Annotated in this window: 12 protein-coding genes and 6 tRNA genes; 6 read left to right on the top strand and 12 right to left on the bottom strand. The window is 37.1% G+C overall.

Features of this window, described 5'->3' with window-relative positions; translation table 11 throughout:
* Positions 1-102: 102 nt before the first annotated feature.
* Complete coding sequence (locus KO495_RS08940; protein WP_215980071.1) at positions 103-2,739, top strand: leucine-rich repeat domain-containing protein; 2,637 nt, start codon at positions 103-105, stop codon at positions 2,737-2,739.
* A 255-nt stretch (positions 2,740-2,994) separates the two neighbouring features.
* Here the strand turns inward: KO495_RS08940 and KO495_RS08945 are convergent, their stop codons facing one another.
* The 10 genes from KO495_RS08945 to KO495_RS08990 all read right to left on the bottom strand — a co-directional run bounded on the left by KO495_RS08945 (position 2,995) and on the right by KO495_RS08990 (position 10,398).
* Positions 2,995-4,356 carry a DEAD/DEAH box helicase gene (locus tag KO495_RS08945; protein WP_215980072.1) on the bottom strand — a complete coding sequence of 454 codons (1,362 nt, stop codon included), beginning with the start codon at positions 4,354-4,356 and terminating at the stop codon, positions 2,995-2,997.
* Between the two features lie 126 nt (positions 4,357-4,482).
* A complete protein-coding gene (gene gltX / locus KO495_RS08950) occupies positions 4,483-5,895 on the bottom strand; it encodes a glutamate--tRNA ligase (protein WP_215980073.1) in 1,413 nt (470 codons plus the stop codon).
* 286 nt (positions 5,896-6,181) lie between these two features.
* A tRNA-Val gene (locus KO495_RS08955) sits at positions 6,182-6,257 on the bottom strand.
* 116 nt (positions 6,258-6,373) lie between these two features.
* Positions 6,374-6,449: transfer RNA gene (locus tag KO495_RS08960), tRNA-Val, on the bottom strand.
* Between the two features lie 118 nt (positions 6,450-6,567).
* Positions 6,568-6,643, bottom strand: a tRNA-Val gene (locus KO495_RS08965).
* Between the two features lie 118 nt (positions 6,644-6,761).
* A tRNA-Val gene (locus KO495_RS08970) sits at positions 6,762-6,837 on the bottom strand.
* 118 nt (positions 6,838-6,955) lie between these two features.
* Positions 6,956-7,031, bottom strand: a tRNA-Val gene (locus KO495_RS08975).
* Between the two features lie 118 nt (positions 7,032-7,149).
* A tRNA-Val gene (locus tag KO495_RS08980) sits at positions 7,150-7,225 on the bottom strand.
* Between the two features lie 215 nt (positions 7,226-7,440).
* Positions 7,441-8,124, bottom strand: a complete 684-nt coding sequence (locus KO495_RS08985) for a DUF3313 family protein (RefSeq protein ID WP_215980074.1) — start codon at positions 8,122-8,124, stop codon at positions 7,441-7,443.
* A gap of 90 nt (positions 8,125-8,214) precedes the next feature.
* Entirely contained in the window at positions 8,215-10,398 is a 2,184-nt protein-coding gene (locus KO495_RS08990) for a carbohydrate-binding family V/XII (protein ID WP_215980075.1), read from the bottom strand.
* Positions 10,399-10,618: 220 nt separating this feature from the next.
* On the opposite strand from KO495_RS08990, the gene KO495_RS08995 reads away from it, so the two are divergent.
* Together KO495_RS08995 and KO495_RS09000 are read left to right on the top strand one after the other, a co-directional pair.
* Entirely contained in the window at positions 10,619-11,032 is a 414-nt protein-coding gene (locus tag KO495_RS08995; protein ID WP_215980076.1) for a hypothetical protein, read from the top strand.
* Between the two features lie 42 nt (positions 11,033-11,074).
* Positions 11,075-11,548, top strand: coding sequence for an RNA-binding S4 domain-containing protein (locus tag KO495_RS09000; protein WP_215980077.1), 474 nt, complete (start codon positions 11,075-11,077; stop codon positions 11,546-11,548).
* 84 nt (positions 11,549-11,632) lie between these two features.
* Here the strand turns inward: KO495_RS09000 and KO495_RS09005 are convergent, their stop codons facing one another.
* Entirely contained in the window at positions 11,633-12,118 is a 486-nt protein-coding gene (locus KO495_RS09005) for a GNAT family N-acetyltransferase (protein ID WP_215980078.1), read from the bottom strand.
* Between the two features lie 76 nt (positions 12,119-12,194).
* On the opposite strand from KO495_RS09005, the gene KO495_RS09010 reads away from it, so the two are divergent.
* Together KO495_RS09010 and KO495_RS09015 are read left to right on the top strand one after the other, a co-directional pair.
* Positions 12,195-13,196, top strand: coding sequence for an ion channel (locus KO495_RS09010; protein ID WP_215980079.1), 1,002 nt, complete (start codon positions 12,195-12,197; stop codon positions 13,194-13,196).
* Between the two features lie 133 nt (positions 13,197-13,329).
* Positions 13,330-15,027: a proline--tRNA ligase gene (locus KO495_RS09015; RefSeq protein WP_215980080.1), complete on the top strand. Its 1,698-nt coding sequence runs from the start codon at positions 13,330-13,332 to the stop codon at positions 15,025-15,027.
* A gap of 85 nt (positions 15,028-15,112) precedes the next feature.
* Here the strand turns inward: KO495_RS09015 and KO495_RS09020 are convergent, their stop codons facing one another.
* Positions 15,113-15,505 (bottom strand): DUF4156 domain-containing protein, encoded by a 393-nt coding sequence (locus KO495_RS09020; protein ID WP_252738890.1) that lies wholly within the window; start codon positions 15,503-15,505, stop codon positions 15,113-15,115.
* 351 nt (positions 15,506-15,856) lie between these two features.
* Here KO495_RS09020 and KO495_RS09025 point away from each other — a divergent pair, with 351 nt between their 5' ends.
* On the top strand, positions 15,857-17,086 hold the full coding sequence (locus tag KO495_RS09025; protein ID WP_215980081.1) for a pyridoxal phosphate-dependent aminotransferase: 1,230 nt from the start codon (positions 15,857-15,859) through the stop codon (positions 17,084-17,086).
* The last annotated feature ends 9 nt before the right edge of the window (positions 17,087-17,095 follow it).

Here is a 17,095-nt window from a genome sequence, read left to right on the forward strand (position 1 = left end):
TGTAATAAGTATGTTAACAAATTAAACTGCCCTCGCTTTTATCACAAGTACGTAAACAAAGCGTAACTATTAGAGCTTTGGTCAACTATATAAGGAATTATCTTGAGCTTTTTCATTCATCCAAAAAAAATAACGACTTTCGTTTCATGCCTTTTGCTTGCTAGCTGTGGAGGCGGTGACTCACCCAATACAGCCGAGAAATCAACGAACATAGCGCCTACAATTGCAGATATGGTTTCAGGTCAAGTAGTAGAACGTGACTCTTTTAGCTTTACGGCTGATACTACAGACTCCGACGGCTCTATTATCAGTTATCAATGGCAGCAAACTTCAGGAACGAGTGTTGATGATTTAATAGCGAATAGCGATACATTAACGTTTACCGCTCCAAATATCACGACAGATGAAACACTTAAGTTTACTCTGACTGTAACTGATAACAATAATGTCACTAGTTCTGCCGATATTGATATTTCAGTTGAGGCGTATAACGAAATATCTACAGTAACGTTTCATGATGCTGGCTTAGCTCTTTGTCTTCAAAATACAAATAATGCCGATGTCGGTATAGAGCAAATCGTTTGTGACGGCACTTCTATACTATCACTTAAAGATATAAGTAAGTTCGATAACTTATCTTCGCTAACAATCACTAACGCGAACTTACAAGACATTTCCGCCCTTAGTGAATTTAATCAACTGACTTTATTAGACTTATCAAACAATAACATTATTGACGCTAGCCCAGTTAACAGCCTTACCCAGCTAGTTAATTTGAACTTGAGCCATAACTATATTAATAGTTATAATTCCAACGGAATCAACCTTAGTGCCTTAACAAAACTCACTCATATATCTTTAGCTTCTTTAAATAAAAACAGCCGATGGAATAATATAGATTTAGCACAATTAGAACAGGCAAGTGAGTTAAGCTATTTACACATTAGTAATGCCGAAATTACAAATATACAAAGTCTCGCAGACCACAACACTGCCTTACAAACGCTTAAACTTGTTAAGTTAGGCAGTTCTCTCAACTCATTAAGCTTCATCCTACCACTACACAATATTAAAGAAATAGATGTAAGCAATAATAGTAACTTACAAGACTTAAGTGCTCTTTCAGCAAAAGTTTCTCTTGAAAAACTCAATATTTCAAATCTAGGTGTTGCTGATTACAGCCCTATTAGTAAGTTAGTAAACCTAACCGAACTAAAAATAAACTATTCATATTATTATTATACAAATACGTTAGATCTTAATGTACTTAGTGAAATGAGTAAGTTATCTGTATTAGAATTAGATAATATTACTAGCCTTAGTAATCTTTCCGTATTAGAAACATTTACACAGTTAAAAGAATTAAGCTTACGTAATATCAATACCGCTACAATTGCACCTTTAGCTAGTTTAGTTTCATTAGAAATACTAGATATTAGCCACAACGGACGTTTAGGTGATATTAGCCCACTAAAAGATTTGATAAACTTAACTCAATTAGACTTATCTAACAATCATAACTTAAATGATATTTCGCCAATTAAAGCACTGACCTCATTAACATCATTGAATATAAGTAATCTATATAATAGATATCAAGGAACAGGAATAGAACTAGAGCCGCTTGCACACTTAAAGCAATTAGAGCAACTTATCGCGAACCACAACACCTATACAGATATATCTGTACTGGAGGAAATGTCTAACCTAAAAGAGTTAGATATTTCCAATGCTAATTTAAGCCAACTATTTGATTTTAGCTTACTTACTCAGTTAGTCAGCTTAAATATCAGCCAAAATAATTTAGTAACTTTAACCGAACTAGAAAATGCTCCAAGCTTAATAGAGCTAAAAGCACAATACAACGACCAACTCGTTGACGTATCTGCTTTATCTTTTACCACTAAACTTAAACACCTCAACTTAAATCACTCGATAGTTACTTCTATAGATGCTCTTGCTACGGCGATTAATTTAGAAACTGTTCTAATGGAGGGTGTATATAAATTAAGCAGTATTGATGTATTATTAAGCTTACCTTTACTCAAAGAAGTTAACTTAAATGGTAATTCTGTTATTTTGTGCAGTGATCTAGACTTATTAGTGCAGACATTCCCTCTCGCTGTAATCTCAAGAAATTATAATTGTATGGAGCAACCGATCAATGAATCTCTAATTATTGATCAAGGGCTTTTAAGTTGTATTACAAGATCAAGCTTAGATATAGCGGATATTAACTACCTGAGATGTCGATATGATGAAATTAAAAGCTTAGAAGGCATTGAGCAACTGACTAAACTAAGTGAATTGAGTCTAGACAATAATAATATTACTGATGCTTCTGCGTTATCTAGTTTAACGCAGTTAACTAGACTAAGTTTATCTAGTAATAACCTAACAGATATAACTGCCTTGTCTACGCTAACCAACCTAACTTGGTTAAACCTAAATTATAACATGATCATTGATTTTTCAAGCTTAAATCAATTAACTAAGCTTCGGTCCCTACAGTTATCATCCAACACTATTACTGCCTTTTCTAATATCGCTAACTTAAGTAATTTACAAGAATTAGACCTCAGCAATAATGAGTTAAAGGATATAGCGCTAAGCTCTATACCTGTATATTTACACAACTTTTACTTATCAGGTAATAATGATCTTGATTGCTCTCAGCTCAATGAAATAGAAACTAACTTAGAACTATGGTCTTTTAGTAAGCCTAGTCATTGTATGTAATTACTTAGATTCAAGTTGATTAGATTAACTTATTGATCATTAGGAGGTAGTACTAAATTTTGTGCTATCTTCTGTACTCCAACTAACTCTATAAGTTTTCAAGCCACTTATTTCAAAGCCATTAGTGATGTTACCAAGATTAAAGGTGCATATATTCATAAAGAAATATAAAAAGACTCTTTTGGCACTTTAAAAATATAAGCAATAAAAAAGGCTGCAGGTGCAGCCTTAATCACGTATCAAATCTACTTATTTTTAATCAATCTCTTGCTCAGTGTTATTATCTAACTCACTAGCTGGTAGTGATTTTTTACGCTTGATAATTGGCATATCACTAACATCATGCGCTTCTAAGAACGTTTGCTTGGTTGATTGTTTCGCTGGAGATTTTTTCACTTTTTCAGCTTTTTTAACGACGGCTTTGGCTTTCACTGCTTTAGCTTTTTTCGGTTTAATCCCTTTAAAATTAACCTTAATACCAGCAACTTTTTCAAAGCTAATAGTTTGCTGTAAAAACGCTTCAACATTTTTAAAGCTTAACCAGTCATTTGGCCCCACTAATGAAATAGCGTCACCATGCATACCAGCGCGTCCTGTTCTGCCAATGCGGTGTACAAACTCTTCGGTATGCTTTGGCATATCAAAGTTAATCACGTGTGAAACATTCACCAAATCTAAACCGCGCGATGCTAAATCAGTCGTTACTAGGATTTTATGGTGGCCTTTAGTGAAGCCGTCCATAATTTGATTACGCTGACCTTGGTTAAGCTCACCACTTAAGGCAACGGCATTTATGCCTTTATCGACTAATTCAGCATTAATAAGTAATGATAAGCGCTCAGTATCGCTACGCGTAGCAGTAAAAATAATGACTTGCTGGCACGTTTCTGTCGCTAAGAAATGCTGTAGTAAGGTTTCTTTTTGTGTGAGATTATCGGCTAAGTAAAAACGCTTAGTAATATCTTTATGCTCGGTATGACCCGATTCAATGGCTATACGCTTTGGTTTAGTCAGTAGCTCTGCGGCAAACTCATTCACTTGTGCATGGTCTAAGGTTGCTGAAAACAATAAGGTTTGACGTTTACGATGATCGGCCGCTTTATTTATTTGGCTTAATTCTTTACTAAAGCCTAAATCAAGCATTCGGTCTGCTTCGTCTAAAATTAATAGCTCTAGGCCATTAAGGTAAAAATGGCCTTGCGTTAAATGATCCGCTAAACGACCTGGCGTTGCTACAATAAAGTGCGGATCTTTTTCAAGTACTTTAACTTGATCGTTAAAGTTCTCACCACCTAAAATCAGCACAGCACTAAATTGTGTATTAGCAGTAAATAAGCGTAACTGGCTAAACACTTGCTTAGCTAATTCACGTGTTGGCGTTAAAATAACCACGCGTGGATCACGCTTTGATAGCGCTCTATTTTTAAGCAGGCGTTGTATCGCAGGTAGAATAAACGCTAAGGTTTTACCTGAGCCAGTTTTAGATGAGGCAATTAAGTCATGCCCCGACATGGCAGCAGGTATCGCCTGTTGCTGAATTTGTGTTGGCTCGTTAAAACCTAAATGCTCAACCGTGTTCATTAAACATCTATCTAAACCAAAATCACTAAATTGCACTAATTACTCCAGCAGAAACTGCTTCTTAAGGTGATGATTTTTACTTTTGATAAGGTTAATACAAAATACATTTACTGGGTAAAATATCTTATATGTCCCTTATCACTTTACTGATAGTCGAGCGAACTAGCTATTCGCAATACGCTCTTCAACTACAACTAATGCTTGGTCAATACGAGCAAGCACTTTGTCTTTATCTAATAACGCTAAGGTAATATCAAGCGATGGAGAATTACCACCACCAGTAGCGGCAACACGTAATGGCATACCCACTTTACCCATTCCTACTTCTAACTCAGTAGCGGTATCATTAATTGCCGCATGAATTAATGCCGGCTCCCATGCACTTAACCCAGCTAATTTTGCTTTGACTAAAATTAATGGCTCTTTTACCACGGGACGTAAATGTTTTTTAACTGATGTTGCATCTAACTCACTAAAATCTTCATAAAAGTAACGAGAAATTTGCGCCATTTCTTTTAACGTTTTAACGCGATCGGCTTGAATTTTTACAATTTCAGCCAAGGCTGGGCCATTATCTGTATTAATACCTTGATCTTTCATATGCCACTCAAGGTGAGTTGCTACATACTCTGGATCCATGGTTTTCATGTAATGTTGGTTTACCCAAATAAGCTTGTCGGTGTTAAAACCAGACGCGGCACGGTTACAGTCTTTAAGGTCAAATAATTCAATCATTTCTTCACGAGAAAAAATTTCTTTATCACCATGTGACCAACCTAAGCGCACTAAATAGTTAAGTAATGCTTCAGGTAAATAACCTTCATCACGGTATTGCATAACACTAACAGCACCGTGACGTTTAGATAAACGTTTACCGTCATCACCTAAAATCATAGGAATGTGTGCATATTCAGGAATAGTTGCACCTAATGCCGCTAAAATATTAATTTGCTTAGGAGTGTTACTAATATGGTCATCACCACGCACAACGTGAGTTACTTTCATATCCCAGTCGTCAACCACAACGGTTAAGTTATAGGTTGGTGTGCCATCTGAACGTGCGATAATTAAATCATCAAGCTGTTCATTACTAATAGTTATGTCGCCTTTAACCATATCTTTAATAACAACATTACCCTCAAGTGGGTTTTTAAAACGAATAACATAAGGTAAATCCGTTGGGTGATCTGTACGTTCACGCCATAAACCATTGTACTTTTCAATTTCACCTTTAGCTTTTGCTTCCTCACGCATCGCTTCAACTTCTTCTGCGGTGCTATAACAACGGTAAGCATTACCAGAGGCTAATAATTGTTCAATCACTTCTTTGTAACGATCAAAACGTTTGGTTTGAAAGTAAGGGCCATGGGTCCATTTTAGATCTAACCAGTTCATACCATCCATAATGGCATCAACAGACGCTTGTGTTGAGCGCTCTAAATCGGTGTCTTCAATACGTAAAATGAAGTCCCCACCATTTTTTTGAGCATAAAGCCAGCTATATAAGGCTGTACGAGCGCCACCAACGTGAAGGTAACCTGTAGGACTTGGTGCAAAACGAGTAGTTAATGTCATAGAAATCTCAATATGAATAACTAAAGCCAACAATAAACTGACATTAGTGAAATTAGAATATATAAATTGGCTGCATTTTAACATTGAGCTCAGTTAAATTCACCATTTAGATGTAATTAACCTAAACTCAAAATAATACTCCGTCTCAAGTAGTTATTTTGGAGAATAATAGAGCTAGATTCATTTGAAATATGGCGATTATTGCCACATAAGTTCGACATTAGGTGTATTTTAAAAAATACTGTGAAATCAGAGGAGAGGTATAACTTGAATAGCTAATTAAGATTGGTGGACGATACTGGGCTTGAACCAGTGACCCCCGCCTTGTAAGGGCGGTGCTCTCCCAACTGAGCTAATCGTCCGATATGTTTATCAATCTATTTAGACTTCCTTGAAAAGAAGTGGCGGACATTGCTTAGCATTAATGAGTTGAACCACATCAATTGCAACATTCACTTTATAGCTCATGCTATAAATTTGGTGGACGATACTGGGCTTGAACCAGTGACCCCCGCCTTGTAAGGGCGGTGCTCTCCCAACTGAGCTAATCGTCCGATATGTTTATCAACTTATTTAGACTTCCTTGAAAAAGAAGTGGTGGACATTGCTTAGCATTAATGAGCTTGAACCACATCAATTACAACATTCACTTTATAGTGAATGCTATAAATTTGGTGGACGATACTGGGCTTGAACCAGTGACCCCCGCCTTGTAAGGGCGGTGCTCTCCCAACTGAGCTAATCGTCCGATATTTTTATCAATTTATTTAGACTTCCTTGAAAAAGAAGTGGCGGACATTGCTTAGTATTAACGGGCTTGAATCACATCAATTGCAACATTCACTTTATAGCTAATGTTATAAATTTGGTGGACGATACTGGGCTTGAACCAGTGACCCCCGCCTTGTAAGGGCGGTGCTCTCCCAACTGAGCTAATCGTCCGATATCTTTATCAATTTATTTATACTTCCATGAAGTAGAAGTGGTGGACATTGCTTATCATTAATGGGCTTAAACCACATCAATTACAACATTCACTTTATAGCTCATGCTATAAATTTGGTGGACGATACTGGGCTTGAACCAGTGACCCCCGCCTTGTAAGGGCGGTGCTCTCCCAACTGAGCTAATCGTCCGATATCTTTATCAATTTATTTATACTTCCATGAAGTAGAAGTGGTGGACATTGTTTAGCATTAATGGGCTTAAACCACATCAATTACAACATTCACTTTATAGCTCATGCTATAAATTTGGTGGACGATACTGGGCTTGAACCAGTGACCCCCGCCTTGTAAGGGCGGTGCTCTCCCAACTGAGCTAATCGTCCATCTCTGTGGGGGCGTATTATAGGTAGATCGAAAGTTCTGTCAACCGAAAATAATTAAAATAATTAATATTTTGCAAAAAAAAGTTTGTTTGATTTATTTTTGCGCACAACGCTATTTTTATAGGCTAAATTAGCGTGATGTTTAATAGGTTGCAAGCCAGCTTAGGTATATATCAATTGGGGACTTACCAATAAGTAAGCCCCCATAACTTGCTTTATGGGTTCTGCACTTGCTCAAACTTATTGTGAAGTGCTTTAGCCCACTTTTTAATTAACCGTTTAGCATCTGCTCGATTTGATACACGCGTAGCCCATTGATAATAACTATCATCGCCTGCCGTTTCAGAGTCAAATACACGGACTAATATTTCACCACTAACACCATCATACAACTCTAAAAATAAGGTAGCTTCGCCAGTCTCACTGGTATAACTTTTCATATTAGTCGCAGAAACAGTATCTGGTGCATTAACATCAAGATTAATAACCGCAGGTTTAACCACCAAAGTACCTACCGTTGGCTTTTGAACTAGAGGAGAGTTTGCGTTTTGGCTAAACTCTGCTTGAAAAACCTCATCAAAGAGCTTAGCGACATCTTCTTTAATACGAATAACATCCGCATCACTCACTCTTGTACTTAAACCTACTTGATCACGATTATAATCGCGCTTCCAGTTTTTCTTAAAAGCAACTTGACTTGGTAAAATGAGGATTGATGTATATTGAGAAAAATCTACTTCTTCCTTTTTATAAGCAAGTGTTGAACGCGTAGCTTTCTTTAATGTCATCCCGTCCGGAGATACTTGCGGTGCTTTACTCTGATAAGTAGAACTACACCCCATAAAAAGCATTACTGATATTGCAATAACACTTACTTTTACAGCCGCTATTTTATTCATAATAACCATCCTTTATAACATTAATTTTATTAACATAGGTGTTAATGAAAAACCATTATGGTTAAACCCTATTCATTAAAAGAGTTTACGCTATCTACCACGTCTCATTTGTTGCATACGCCCTTGCCCACCACGTTGCATATTGCCCATTTGACGACCACGTAAATCTCGATTCATGCCACCTCGGTCAAACGAGCCATTGTTTCTCTTACGTATATTTTGATTATTAATCTGAGTATTTGGGCGCTTATTCTCGATGGTGCTCCAGCTTTTATTACTTCTGTTTTGCCATTGGCCATTTTCATGCCTCACAACATTACCGCGCTTATCTGCAAAAACATTATTTGCTCGTTTAGTAGTGACACGCCCTTGTTGATAATTTTTCTTAGCTTTTAGCTTGGTAGCATTACGTTGTTTATTTTCTACGCGATTATACAAATTATTATGGCGAGTGCCGACACGGCTATTAGTGAACTTATTATTGCTCACATGATTGCCAATATTGCGCTGAATATGATTTTTATTACCAATACTTACTGAATTACCAATATTGATATTGCCGTTCACATTAACATTAGTGTTATGACCACCGCGATAGCCACCATAAAAACCACCACAGCATGGACGGTAATGGTTATGATAACCACCACCCCAGCTGACACCTACTCTAAAGAATGGTCCACCCCAGCTAACGCCAACATTCCAACCCGTCCAAGGATTATAGCCAACATGTAATCCCCATGTTGGTGGACGAGGGTAATACCAGCCTCCTGCATAATAAGGTGGGTAATACCACCCTGTACCATAAATTGGTACACCGTAATAAGGGTAAGACCATAAATAACCTGGCGTATAGCCAACATAAACCACTTCAGGAGTAGAACTATAAACCTTCACATAAGTCGTATTATAAACTGGAGAGCTAGCAGGTATTTGTGCTATTTCTGACTCGGGTATATTATCAGCCACTTGCCATGATCCTTGGGCCTGCTCGGAAACAAACCAAACACCATTGTCTACAGCGTAATACTTCCCATTAATCTTAAGCACTTGCGCATTAGTGTTAACGGCATATTCTACTTCTGTACCTTTAATAGCCACAAACTTTGGCTGCCCGTCATATTCAACGGTTAGTTTTGCTTCGCTACGCTTAATTGTCGCTGTTTGTGGTATTTGCGCATCAAGTACTGCTTGCTCTGCTTCATCCGTACCAGCAACCGAAGTTCTTAAGCCGCCAATATCTGAATCGGGTGGAATATCTTTAAAGCTCTTAGGTAATTTATCCGGTCGAACAAAAGCCCAAGGACCTTTAATTGCTTTACTTTTAAACCAACGCCCTGACAACAATAAATACATATCGCCACTACTTAGCTCACGTAGCCAAGGGGTTTCAGTATTATTCACATAAAGTAATTTACCACCCAACAAACTGGTCCATTGCGGTTTTCCGTCTGATACTACTAGCTCGGTTGGTTTCGTAACAGTTACCACTTCAGGTACTTTTGTGACAGGCGTTGAGTCTTCCTCATTATCATCTTTTGGCATCATAGCAACTAAATCTGCTGGCGGTGTATGAGTTATATGCCATGGCCCTAGCACTTTCGTCGACTGATACCACAAACTACCACTGGTTAAATAATAAACCTCTTTATTTTTTACCTTAACTACGGCAAATGGTGTATTTAATGCTCGTTGATATGTACTTTTTTCAATATCTTTGAATATAGCTTCACCATCAAAGCTCAATAAAACAGCAAGCTGCTCTTTAAATAAAATATTTGGCGGATCATTTTTAATTTCAGCTAAGCTGTTACTAACCTTTTCTGCGGTTGTTAAGCTTGCCGTTAATTTCGATAAGGAAGTAGTAAAAGACGAACTCACCAACTCTGCTTCAACAAACTTGGTGAATTTCTCTTCTTGAGCGTCTTTAGAGTCAGGCCATCCTACTTTCGTGACGCTAATACCAGAGATAACTGCAGAGTCATTACTACGATCGGTAGATATAGTTGATGAAAACCAAAACACACCGAAAATAGGCTCAGGTTTTCCGGGTAGCTCTAACGACATTGCAGCTCGACCCGTTAATATATTGCCATTAAGTTTTTCTGGTTGGGGTTGATAAACAATGATATTACCTAATTCACCGCTTAATTCTTGTGGCCAATCTATAGCAAAAGAGTAACTAGAAGCCCCTATCAACATAAAAGTGATAAATTTAAGATAGACAAACTTTAACCAGTGCCCTCTCGTGTTGCGCTTGATCATATTTTGCATGCAAACTACCCTGTTTTAGTGATATAAAAAGTCTTGGTACGGTGATAATAATACCTATTATTATCGGCTATTATCAGCTCGTTCATTTTGTATGTTATTTAGCACTATGCTAAAATCGCTACCAATTACCTTACTTTAATTAATGTTCAGGTAAACAGCAAATGACTATTAAGTATGCTGTTTATTTTATACATGAACCACCTTCCCTTTAGGACAATAAATGAAAGCCCCTTTATTTGATGAAATACTCACTATTTGCCAAGATATAGCAAATGCTTCTTCTGTTGATAATGACGAAGCAAGACTTCAAGCCTGCAAAAAACTGCAAGTGTTATGTGCAACCAATCAAAACACCCCTAATGATCACCCTTTACAATGGGAGGCTCTTGCAGACTTTACTGAAGATGGTGACCAAGCTATGGATATATACCAAATAGCTTTAGTAACCGCAGAAAAAATGGCATTAAATACCTTTAAAGCGTCTATCACTTTAGCCATGGCACAGCGTTATCATGAATTTGAAGAAATAGAGAAAGCACAACAATATGCGGCACAAGCTAATGAATTAGCTGGCACTATTGATGATGAAGAGCTACAAAAAGAAATTAATGATTTCTTTACAAGCATTCAATAGCACTCTTTTTCACTACCCTTTGTACCTGTTTTAGAGAACATTATGACAATAAACCACTTGATGGTTGAATTAGATCACCAACCTATTGAATTATGTAAGTTATTAAAAGTTGCCAATTTAGTTGGCGGCGGCGGCGAAGCTAAAATTGTTATTAGCCAAGGCTACGTATTACTTAATGGTGAAGTAGAATATCAAAAACGTAAAAAGATATACCATGAAGACGTTATTGAGTTTAATGGCGACTTACTGCAAGTGATAGTAAATGAAGATTTAGCTAATCAAGATTTTTCTGATGAGTCGAATGAATATGCAAATACCGTTGAAAACAATGTTTCTCAATATAGCAATGCTACTGATGATTATTTTGATGTAAGCCCAGAGCCTTCAACACAACCACCTAAAAAACAGAGTGCAAATAATAAGAAACAAGCAAGTAAAAAATCGACAAACACTTCACCATTAACCGAACAAGCAATTGCGCCAACACCACGAAAAAGAAGACCTATTTCTTTTTAAACCTCTCGTAACTTATATCAATGTAGACATTTAACCGTGCTACATTGATATAATTTAGCTTGTGACTTTTACCACAACGTCAAGTTAACCAAGTACTTTTTCCCAAAACATCGCATTACCTGTTTCTTCATCTAACTCATAACCAGAGAATCCCAACTTTTTATAAGCATTTTTGGCAATAGTATTACCTTCCAAGACCTCAAGTGTTAATTTACAGCAACCGCGTGCTCGTGATATTTTTTCAACTTCGCCAAATAACAACTGACTAATACCTAAGCCTCGGTATTCTTTTAACACACCACAATCATGAATATTCATCAGTGGCTTGCACTTAAAAGTAGAAAAACCTTCAATAAAGTTAATAATGCCTGCGGGTTTACCATCGACATAACAAAGCACAGTAAAAAAATCATTACGTTTCGCTATCGTTGCGACCAAGTTTTGTTGTACTGATTGTGCGAGAGGCTCACCTCCCCCCATAGGGTCTTGCGCATAGGCATTGAGTAACATAACTAAGTCTTTGCTATGTTGTTCATTTTGGTAGTCAGCTTGAATTAACGATATTTGCATTAAATACTTCCTTTATACGTACTAATTTATTAACAGTTATTTTTTAATTTTAGAGAGAGCACACTATACTCTTTAAATGAATGAGATAAAGTCACCATTGTGTCGATACCAAGACCCCAATAAAAAAGGTACAGAAAACTTCTGCTGTACGGAGCAAGCCAATGACTCTGGCTTTTGTTATTGGCATGATAAATCAATTGATAAAACAGGAACAGAGGTTAAGGCACTTTTAGAAGAATATGCCAAAAACGGTGGTTTATTACGAGGTATATATCTTACCCGTGCAAACCTAAAAGATGTCGATTTAGTCAATCATCATCAAAAACTAGGTTATGACTTTAGCTATGCCGATTTTTATCATGCAAACCTCATGGGCGGGCATTTGTTTAATATTAATTTAAATAACGCCAGTATTATGAAAGCCGACCTGCGTGACGCTAACTTAAACTGCGCTAATTTAGAAAATACCAATATGTTAGGAGTAAAGTGGGCTGGTAGTAAGTTTGAAAATATAAAGTTTGGTAAAAAAATACGACAAGAAATTGCCGCAAAAAAGGCACAAAAGCAAAAAAACCAACGCGCCTCACTTGATTACTTAGAGCAAGCTGAGGAGATTTACCGCGATTTGCGCAAGCATTCCGAGCATGAAGGCATATTTACCTTATCAGGTTACTTTATTCAAAAAGAGTTAACAATGCGCCGCTTACAGCTCCCTCGCTTTAGCATTAAGCGCACCTTGTCTAAGCTGGTTGATATATGCTGTGGTTATGGAGAAGCGCCTTTGCGCATTATCGGTTTATCGATGGCAATTATTTTTGTTTGCGCCATTATTTATGCTTTTACTGGTTTAAGTTATAACGGCGCGGTGCAATCTCTTAGTAGTGAACAAGATATCCAACAGAATATTAACTTCTTTTTTTCCTCTTTATACTACTCTGTTGTTACCTTTACCACTTTAGGTTATGGCGACTTCACCCCCGTAGGTATATCCCGAGCTATTGCAGCCATAGAAGCATTTACTGGTAGTTTTACTATCGCGCTTTTTGTTGTGGTATTCGTCAAAAAGATGACCCGATAAAGACAACTTTTCATTATAGAACCTGAAAATATACCACTCGATATAAATATTGTATTTATTGCTTTTTCATCTGAGATCCCCCTGATAGAATAGCGGCAATTTTATTATCCTATTTATTTGGAAGTCTTTAGCAATGCGTACCAGTCAATACTTACTGTCTACCTTAAAAGAAACTCCTGCGAGCGCAGAAGTGATAAGTCATCAATTGATGTTACGAGCAGGGTTAGTACGCCACCTTGCTTCGGGTTTATATACTTGGTTACCTACTGGCTTGCGAGTACTTAAAAAAGTAGAAAACATTGTTCGTGAAGAAATGCAGCGTGCCGGCGCGAATGAAATCATGATGTCTATGGTACAGCCTGCTGATTTATGGAAAGAGTCTGGTCGTTGGGATGACTATGGTCCCGAATTACTACGTTTAAGCGATCGTCATAAACGTGACTTTGTTTTAGGCCCAACTCATGAAGAAGTTATTACTAAGTTAGTGGCTAATGAGTTAAATAGTTACAAGCAATTGCCGCTAAATGTATTTCAAATTCAAACGAAATTTCGTGATGAAATTCGCCCTCGTTTTGGTGTTATGCGCGGCCGTGAATTTTTAATGAAAGATGCTTATTCATTTCATTTAGACGATGCTTGTTTGGAAAAAACTTATCAAATAATGTTTGATGCCTACTGCCGTATTTTTGAACGATTAGAATTGAACTTCCGCCCTGTAATTGCTGACACTGGCTCTATTGGCGGAGAAAAATCACATGAATTTCATGTGTTAGCGGAATCGGGTGAAGATGATATCGCCTTTAGTAATGCAAGTGACTTTGCTGCGAATATTGAAAAAGCTGAGGCATTAGCACCACAAGGTGAACGTGCCATAGCATCTCAAGCGCTAGAAACAGTTGAATTAAAACTTGAACGGTTAATCAAAACAACGGATGTCGATATAAAAAATACCGTTAAAACAATCATAGTTCTTGGTGATACTGATGAAGAGCCTACCAAAAACTTTGTAGCACTTGTACTTCGTGGCGATCACCAGCTAAATGAAATAAAAGCTGAAAATATTAGTGGCGTGCATGCCCCATTAACCCTTGCAACTGACGAACAAGTATCTGCTGTTGCTAACTGTCACAGCAGTTCATTAGGTCCTAAAGGGTTATCGGTACCGGTTATCGTTGATAGAAGCGCAGCACATTTAAGTGACTTTGCTTGTGGTGCAAACCAAAATGGTTACTCTTTTACTGGTGTTAATTGGGAAAGAGATTGTGCTGATATTACCGTTGCAGATATACGCAATGTGGTTGAAGGCGATCCAAGCCCATGTGGTCAAGGTAGCATTGTGATAAAACGTGGTATTGAAGTAGGTCATATTTTCCAGTTAGGTAACAAATATGCCCAAGCAATGAACTGTGCTGTATTAAATGAAGGCGGTAAAAATCAAACGTTAACTATGGGTTGTTACGGTATTGGCGTTTCTCGTATTGTTGCTGCCGCAATAGAGCAAAACCACGATCAATACGGTATAAAATGGCCAAAAGCAATTGCGCCTTTCCAAGTGGCGATTGTACCAATGAATATGGCAAAATCTGCTCGTGTGAAAGAAACAGCAGAAGCACTCTATGAGCAATTAAGTAACGCGGGTATTGAAGTATTGTTTGATGACAGAAAAGAACGCCCTGGTGTAATGTTTGCTGACCATGAACTAATGGGGACACCATTATTACTCGTCGTTGGTGAGCGTAACCTTGATACTCAAGAAGTTGAATTAAAAAATCGTATTACTGGTGAGAAGTCATTATTAGCGATTGATAACGTAATGTCGTTATTTAACTAACCAATAAAAACGAATTTAAAGACTTAATAAAAAGCCAACTAGGTTATCTAGTTGGCTTTTTTATTAGCACACCATTTCGTTTAAATTAACTTACAGGGCAATAATAAACATTACCCGACAAAGTAACATTCGTTTGTTGACTGCCACCGCTAACATTTCCATCAATCCCCCCTACGCTACCTGTCTGCCCTGCTCGCTCAGTTAAAAGGTAAACAACGTTACCACCTAGTGCCTTTGCCTTATTTTTAATGTCGTTACGAGCACCAGTTTCTAAATTCTCATTTGATGTAAATGCACCAACAAAAAAATCTCCTTGACTACCAGTAACATCACCAAGAAAGTGACATTCTTTAATGCTTGGTTCGTTGTGGGTCAACCTAACCATAGTGGCATCTTGCGATACATCAATTGAAGAGCAAGCGGCCAAACTTGACGCCATAAAAAGTGCTATAGACAAGGTTACTACGTTTTTCATCATTTAATCCTATTAATACAAACTGTTCATTGCTATTTATTTAGGCCTATTTTACTGATGATAAAAATCAATACTGTTAGTTAGTGTTTTAAGTTTGTTCAAAATAAACTAGAAATACTTACACTTTGCTGACAACTCTTTATTAAACGACTTACTTCTAATTTAAAATAAAGTAAGCCGCTAAATATACAGCTTCACTCATCAATAAGGACATAATTTTGCGCAATATTACTTTTTCATGACTTTATCGACAAATTATCATTAAAAAAGCGTAATTAAAGGTTTAAAAACAGTTCATTATTGGCAACAATGAAGTCATCCTATTTTTTTATTCACGTAAGAAGTACCTAACTCATGAAAGCTATTACTAAGTCATCTAAATTAAACAATGTTTGTTATGATATTAGAGGACAAATAGCCGCCGAAGCCAAACGCCTTGAAGATGAAGGCCATAAAATTCTGAGGCTTAACATTGGTAACCCAGCACCATTTGGTTTTGCTGCACCTGATGACATTTTAAAAGACGTAATCCATAACTTACCTCGCTCACAAGGGTACTCTGAATCAAAAGGTATTTACTCTGCTCGAGTTGCCGTGATGCAATATTTTCAACAGCAAGGTATCAAAGACGTTAACGTTGATGATATTTTCATTGGTAATGGTGTTAGCGAACTGATTGTTATGGCGATGCAAGCCTTACTTGATAACGGTGATGAAGTATTAATTCCATCACCTGATTATCCGCTATGGACCGCTGCAGTTTCATTATCAGGTGGCAAGCCAGTACATTATCGTTGTGACGATGAAAACAGTTGGTTTCCAGATCTAGCCGATATGGAAAGTAAAATAACGAAAAAAACCAAGGCTATTGTATTAATTAATCCAAATAACCCTACTGGTGCTGTCTATTCAAAAGAAGTACTACAAGGCATCATTGCACTCGCACGAAAGCATGGCTTAATTATTTATAGCGATGAAATTTATGACAAAATTCTTTATGATCAAGCCAAACATGTTCCAACCGCTAGCTTGTCTACCGATGTGCTAATTATTACTTTAGGTGGATTATCGAAGAATTATCGTATTGCAGGTTTTAGAGCTGGCTGGATGGTAATATCGGGCCCCAAACTACATGCTGAAGATTATATAAAAGGCTTAACCTTACTATCTTCTATGCGTATGTGCGCTAATGTTCCTAGTCAACACGCAATACAAACTGCGCTAGGTGGCTATCAAAGTATTAATGAGCTAATTAGTGGTGACGGCCGCCTACTTAAGCAACGTAACATTGCTTATCAAATGATTAACGACATTGATGGTTTATCATGTAACCCCGCAATGGGCGCTCTATATTTATTTGTGAAAGTTGATAATAAAAAATTCAATATTACCGACGATGAAGGAATGATTTTAGACTTACTCAAACAAGAAAAAATACTCTTAGTACATGGCCGTGCTTTTAATATTAAAGAAAATAATTATTTTAGATTAGTATTTCTACCGCATGTTGATGAACTAGTCCCAGCATTAGAAAAATTAAAAAACTTTTTTTCGACATATAAGCAAGTTAATCACAAGAGTTAAGAAGCTCTA

This window comes from Colwellia sp. D2M02, from assembly GCF_018860755.1.
Taxonomy (GTDB): domain Bacteria; phylum Pseudomonadota; class Gammaproteobacteria; order Enterobacterales; family Alteromonadaceae; genus Colwellia; species Colwellia asteriadis.

What these genes read in the sequence shown, in the direction of transcription:
- gltX (WP_215980073.1), bottom strand. Translation starts at nt 5,895, where the DNA reads ATGACATTAACTACTCGTTTTGCACCAAGTCCTACAGGTTACCTTCAC.
- KO495_RS08985 (WP_215980074.1), bottom strand. Translation starts at nt 8,124, where the DNA reads ATGAATAAAATAGCGGCTGTAAAAGTAAGTGTTATTGCAATATCAGTA.
- KO495_RS08990 (WP_215980075.1), bottom strand. Translation starts at nt 10,398, where the DNA reads ATGCAAAATATGATCAAGCGCAACACGAGAGGGCACTGGTTAAAGTTT.
- KO495_RS08995 (WP_215980076.1), top strand. Translation starts at nt 10,619, where the DNA reads ATGAAAGCCCCTTTATTTGATGAAATACTCACTATTTGCCAAGATATA.
- KO495_RS09000 (WP_215980077.1), top strand. Translation starts at nt 11,075, where the DNA reads ATGACAATAAACCACTTGATGGTTGAATTAGATCACCAACCTATTGAA.
- KO495_RS09005 (WP_215980078.1), bottom strand. Translation starts at nt 12,118, where the DNA reads ATGCAAATATCGTTAATTCAAGCTGACTACCAAAATGAACAACATAGC.
- KO495_RS09010 (WP_215980079.1), top strand. Translation starts at nt 12,195, where the DNA reads ATGAATGAGATAAAGTCACCATTGTGTCGATACCAAGACCCCAATAAA.
- KO495_RS09015 (WP_215980080.1), top strand. Translation starts at nt 13,330, where the DNA reads ATGCGTACCAGTCAATACTTACTGTCTACCTTAAAAGAAACTCCTGCG.
- KO495_RS09020 (WP_252738890.1), bottom strand. Translation starts at nt 15,505, where the DNA reads ATGATGAAAAACGTAGTAACCTTGTCTATAGCACTTTTTATGGCGTCA.
- KO495_RS09025 (WP_215980081.1), top strand. Translation starts at nt 15,857, where the DNA reads ATGAAAGCTATTACTAAGTCATCTAAATTAAACAATGTTTGTTATGAT.